The 5,152-nt window shown below is 61.7% G+C and carries 6 protein-coding genes and 1 pseudogene; 3 read left to right on the top strand and 4 right to left on the bottom strand.

Features of this window, described 5'->3' with window-relative positions; all coding sequences use genetic code 11:
* The 3 genes and pseudogenes from AruPA_RS21275 to istB all read left to right on the top strand — a co-directional run.
* Positions 1-189 (top strand): hypothetical protein (locus AruPA_RS21275; RefSeq protein WP_265638735.1); only part of this gene is annotated, 189 nt, incomplete at its 5' end.
* A 3-nt stretch (positions 190-192) separates the two neighbouring features.
* Positions 193-1,615 (top strand): annotated as a pseudogene (gene istA, locus AruPA_RS21270) (IS21 family transposase).
* A gap of 17 nt (positions 1,616-1,632) precedes the next feature.
* On the top strand, positions 1,633-2,379 hold the full coding sequence (gene istB / locus AruPA_RS21265) for an IS21-like element helper ATPase IstB (protein ID WP_265638734.1): 747 nt from the start codon (positions 1,633-1,635) through the stop codon (positions 2,377-2,379).
* Between the two features lie 106 nt (positions 2,380-2,485).
* Here the strand turns inward: istB and AruPA_RS21925 are convergent, their stop codons facing one another.
* The 4 genes from AruPA_RS21925 to AruPA_RS21250 form a co-directional block, all read right to left on the bottom strand.
* Positions 2,486-2,887 (bottom strand): transposase, encoded by a 402-nt coding sequence (locus AruPA_RS21925; protein ID WP_408859138.1) that lies wholly within the window; start codon positions 2,885-2,887, stop codon positions 2,486-2,488.
* 76 nt (positions 2,888-2,963) lie between these two features.
* Complete coding sequence (locus AruPA_RS21260; protein WP_265638733.1) at positions 2,964-3,146, bottom strand: hypothetical protein; 183 nt, start codon at positions 3,144-3,146, stop codon at positions 2,964-2,966.
* A 72-nt stretch (positions 3,147-3,218) separates the two neighbouring features.
* Positions 3,219-3,431 carry a hypothetical protein gene (locus AruPA_RS21255; protein WP_265638732.1) on the bottom strand — a complete coding sequence of 71 codons (213 nt, stop codon included), beginning with the start codon at positions 3,429-3,431 and terminating at the stop codon, positions 3,219-3,221.
* 605 nt (positions 3,432-4,036) lie between these two features.
* Positions 4,037-4,996, bottom strand: a complete 960-nt coding sequence (locus AruPA_RS21250) for a GDP-mannose 4,6-dehydratase (RefSeq protein WP_265638731.1) — start codon at positions 4,994-4,996, stop codon at positions 4,037-4,039.
* Positions 4,997-5,152: the final 156 nt, after the last annotated feature.

Below are 5,152 nucleotides of genomic sequence, written 5' to 3'. Positions count from 1 at the left end.
CACAAGCTTCACAGCGCCACAGCAACCGAAGGATTGATTCTGAATTTGTTTCCGGGGATCATGTTCACCACAAACCGGGAAACCAGCTTTAGCTTATTCTCCACAGGAACCTGTCCAACCTACCGGCACCACCGCAGAATGCCAGTGGAGCGGATTGCGATGCGCGATGTGCGCGAGATTGTCAGATAGAGGATGGCGGGGCTTTCGACCCGCCAGGTGGGGATCCGGGTCGGGGTTGCGGCATCGACGGTGCGCTTGACGCTGCGGCGACTGGAGGCGGCCGGGGTCGATGGGCCAGGGGCTCTGGCGCTGTCCGAAGCGGCATTGGAAAGGCGCTTGTTCGACGGCGCGGCGGGCAAGCGACCGGGGCATCGACGTGTGGATGAGCCGGACTGGGGGCGTATCCGCCGCGAGTTGCAGCGCAAGCACGTGACGCTGCCGGAGCTGGGAAGCCCGGCTACCGGTGACGATGCGCCAGACCCACGCATCGGGCGAGAAGCTGTTCGTCGATTATGCCGGCGACACGGTGCCAGTGGTGATCGACCGGCTCACCGGCGAGACGCGTGCGGCCCAGATCTTCGTCGCCGTTCTCGGCGCATCCAGCTTCACCTATGCTGAGGCGACCTGGACCCAGACCCTGCCGGACTGGATCGAAGCGCATAATCGCACTCTGGCGGCAATTGGCGGCGTACCGGCGCCGCTGGTGCCCGACAACGCCAGGGTCGCGATCGTCCGCACCTGCCTCTACGATCCACAGGTCAACCGGACCTACACCGATATGGCGCGCCATTACGGCACGGCCATTCTCCCGGCGCGGCCGCGGCGGCCGCGTGACAAGGCGAAGGTCGAGGTGGCGGTTTTGCTGGCGGAGCGGTGGCTGCTGGGCAAGCTGCGCAACCGGGCATTTTACAGCCTCGCCGAACTGAATGCCGCGATCGCTGAATTCTGCCGCTGGCTGAACGAGGAGCGGGTCGTCCGTCGCCTTGGGGCGACAAGACGGCATCTGCTGGAAACACTCGATCGTCCCGCGCTGAAGGAGCTGCCGGCCGAACCCTATGTGCTGGCGCAATGGCGGCGCCGGCGGGTCGGCATCGATTATCACGTCGAGATCGAGAAGCATTTTTACTCCGTCCCCTACCGGCACGCCCGCGCCGAGGTCGAGGCCCGGTTCACCGTGCGCACGGTCGAGATCTTTCTCCGTGGCGAGCGGATCGCCGTGCATGCGCGCGGGTCGGGCAACGGCAAGCACACGACGATCGCCGAGCACATGCCCTCGAGCCACCGGCGTTACGGCGACTGGACCATCGCGCGGATCCATCAGGAAGCCGCACGGCTCGGCCCGTCGGTCGCGACACTCTGCACCCTGATCCTCGAACGCCGGCCTCATCCGGAGCAGGGGTTCCGCGCCTGCATCGGCATCCTTCGCCTGGCCCGCAGTGTTGGCGCCGACCGGCTCGACGCCGCGGCCGAGCGCGCGCTCACCATCGGCACCCTGACCTACAGCTCGATCAAATCCATCCTCGATCACCGGCTGGAGCGAGCCGCCGGCACCGCCAGTCCCGATCCCACCCCGATCCGCCACCCCAACATCCGGGGCGGCGGATATTTCCACTGATGACAAGGAGAAGCCTCATGCTGAACCATCCGACCCTCGATCAGATCCACCAGCTCGGTCTTGCAGGCATGGCCCGCGCGTTCACCGAGCTGCACGCCAATCCCGAAACCCCCAGCCTCAGTCACGCCGAATGGCTCGGCCTTCTGCTCGACCGCGAGATCACCGTCCGACGTGACAAGCGGTTGAGCACAAGGCTGCGCCATGCCAGGCTGCGCCATGACGCTGCAATCGAGGATGTCGATTACCGGAGTGCCCGCGGCCTCGATCGGGCTCTGTTCCAGAAGCTGATCCAGGGTGAGTGGATCGACGCGCACGACAATCTCGTCCTGAGCGGGCCGACAGGGGTCGGAAAATCCTGGCTGGCCTGCGCCCTCGGTCACAAGGCATGTCGTGATGACAGGAGCGTGCTCTATCAGCGCGCGCCGAAACTCTTCACCGAACTCGCACTCGCCCGCGCCGAAGGGCGGCACGGCCGGATGATCCGCTCTCTCGGCACCGTCAATCTGCTGATCCTCGACGACTTCGGCCTTGCACCGCTTGACGCCGGCGCCCGTCACGACCTGCTCGAGATCGTCGAGGATCGCTACGGCCGTCGCGCCACCATCATCACCAGCCAGATCCCCCCGGCGCATTGGCATGAGCTGATCGGCGATCCGACCCACGCCGACGCCATTCTCGACCGTCTGCTCCACAATGCCCACCGCATCGAACTCACCGGCGAAAGCCTGCGCAAGACCCGCAAGCAAACCCCAAAAACCGCTTGACCCAACAAGAACAGGAGAGCAACGAAATCAACAGCCACAGAGACCGCTACCCGGGCGAATAAATCTCGGAATCCCCGGGCGAATAAACGTCGGAATCGTGGGCGAATTAAAATCGGAATCCATGGGCGAATTCTCCGGAATCCGCAGCACACGGTACCGGCACGGCCGACGGATCGGGAACAGCTCCGGGCCGCGGCGTCTCGGAAAACCCAACCGATGCAAGCCGCAGCGGCACAAAATCAATTGCCGCCTTCTCCCCAGCTAGCCCGGCTATCTGCTGCTGCCAGCTCCACAACAGACCTCGTGTAATCCGGTGTCGGCGCGCAACCGACGTCACCTTCGCCCCGGGCTCCAAGCTCTCCGCAACAATTGCCGCCTTCTCAGCATCAGTCCAAGCTCGCCGGCGGAGCCGCCCGGTGATCAGCTCAAGGCGTTGATCAGGCCTATCCGAAGAACTGCTCTGAGGACTGCTCTGAGGACCAAATCGCCGGAAACCTTCTTTGCCCATGCCGCGCGCTCCAAATCTCCAGCGCGCAGTTTCCCACAATCACATCAGAAAACGCGAGGTGGTAAACTCGCATCGGTTACCCTTTTTCCATGCCACTCGGTTTGATATGCGGGCGACCCTTCAGCCCCTTCAGTCGCGCATTCTCTTCGCGCAATTCAGCAACGATCAGCTTCAGGCTGGCGATCTCACCGAACAGTTCGACCAGCAGAGCTTCAAGCTCTGCACGGCTCAGCGCGGAAAGGGTGACGGACGGAGGCACATGACCCAAAGACTCCCCTGCGCCGAATCGGTGCAAGGAAAAAATGTACGGTCACCCACATTTTTGCCCCTCTTACGAGTACCCGAACCCGTTCACCGAGGTCGCTCGATATTCCTCCCACACCAGCGCAAGCGTCATGTTCGGTCGGCGCAGATCACGATGAACGGCCGACCAATCCGGCACCGGGCGTTGGTCATCCGGCACGTCCGGCACCGGCGGAAACAACAGCGCCTCCAGACGCTCGTCATCCAGATCGTCCGGTAACGGCCAGGATAGCCCAGCCATGCGCGCCCGTCCCAAATACTCACTGATCGCAGCCTGGCTCAGCCCAAGGCTTTGCCCAATCGCACGCTGCGCCAGACCATGCTCCGACCGCAGACGTAAAATCTCACGTATCTTCCGCATCGACAATCTCTCTCCAGGCATCTCGAACCCTTGCTCCTCGGCAAAAGATCAAGACTACCTTCAGTTGAAGACTGTCAGCAGAGACGCACCAGTACCGCGCCAATCCCAATGATCGCGATCACCGGAATCGATGATCGCAATCAAACGGAATCCATGATCGCGATCCACCGGAACGCGCAATGTTTCCTCACGTGTGCCTCATGACCGCGAGCCCAGGCCGTCCCACGGCCGAGGCCGTCCAGCGCCTGTCGCGACACTCCGACCCCAAGAGCTCGAGGCCAGATCCAAGCGCCCATTTTGTATTTTTGATCATGCCACATCAGCCCAGTCTCAGTTCCAGCCGTCAAGCAGCACCACGATCACACGAATTGAGGAAGAGCCCGAAATGTAGAACCTACAAACTCAACGTCACCCCGCTCACAAGATTCGATCCTTGCGTTTTCATACTAATTTCCAGTCTTTTGCGGCGACTCGCTTGTTGAGGCTCAGGCCTTAAGTCTGTCGATGTCGGCGTAAACCATTTCGGCGACCAGCATTTCCAAGGTGATCTCCGGCTTCCATCCAAGATTCGCCTTCGCCTTCGCCGGATCTCCGAGCAGGACATCGACTTCGGCGGGGCGCATGAACTTAGGGTCGGTCTTCACGTATTCTGCATAGTCGAGATCAACGCACGAAAAGGCCATTCGGCAGAATTCGCGGATCGATGTGGTCCGTCCGGTCGCGATGACGTAGTCGTCAGGCACGTCCTGTTGGAGCATCAGATGCATCGCCCGTACGTAATCAGCAGCATGTCCCCAGTCCCGCGTCGCATCGAGATTGCCGAGCCGGATCTCCTTCGCAAGGCCAAGGTGGATTCGGGCTACGCCGTCGGTGATCTTGCGCGTGACGAACTCGATGCCGCGCAACGGGCTTTCGTGGTTAAACAGGATACCTGAAGAAGCGTGCATACCGAAGCTCTCGCGGTAGTTCACCGTCATCCAGTGACCGAACAGCTTGGCGACCGCATACGGACTCCGCGGGTAGAACGGCGTTTTCTCGGACTGCACCGGCTCCTGGATCAGACCGTACATCTCGGAGGACGATGCCTGGTAGACCCTCGTATGCGGCGACATTTTTCTGACGGTTTCGAGGACGTTCAGCACGCCCATGCCGGTGGCCTGAGCGGTGAGATGGGGCTGACGCCACGATGTCGCGACGAAGCTCTGGGCACCGAGATTGTAGATCTCATCCGGCTCGAACTCCGCGACGGCCGCCATCATGCTCGGCATGTCGAGCAGATCGCCGTCGACCATTTCGATGTCCTGAAGCACGCCGAGTCGGGTCAGTCGCTCACCGATCACGTTCGCCGATGCCGAGCGCCGGAGGAATCCGACGGTGCGGTATCCCTTTTCGAGAAGAAGCTTGGAAAGGTAGGCGCCATCCTGTCCGGTGATACCGGTGATCATAGCCGTCTTGGTCATCGTGGCAGGGCTATCGCATTTGGGTTGAACTGAATGCGGCGAGCAGTTTGGTCAGGAAGGCATCGTTCCAACCGGCCTTTTTGAGTTTGCCTTTCATCGATCCTTTGGAGCCTTCGAGCTTGGCGAGATTGAGGGCCAGGC

Origin of the sequence: Acidiphilium sp. PA (assembly GCF_026191915.1) — a bacterium.
Lineage (GTDB): Bacteria > Pseudomonadota > Alphaproteobacteria > Acetobacterales > Acetobacteraceae > Acidiphilium.
Note: the sequence above shows the minus strand (reverse complement) of the source record. Positions and strands in the feature narration are given on the sequence as shown.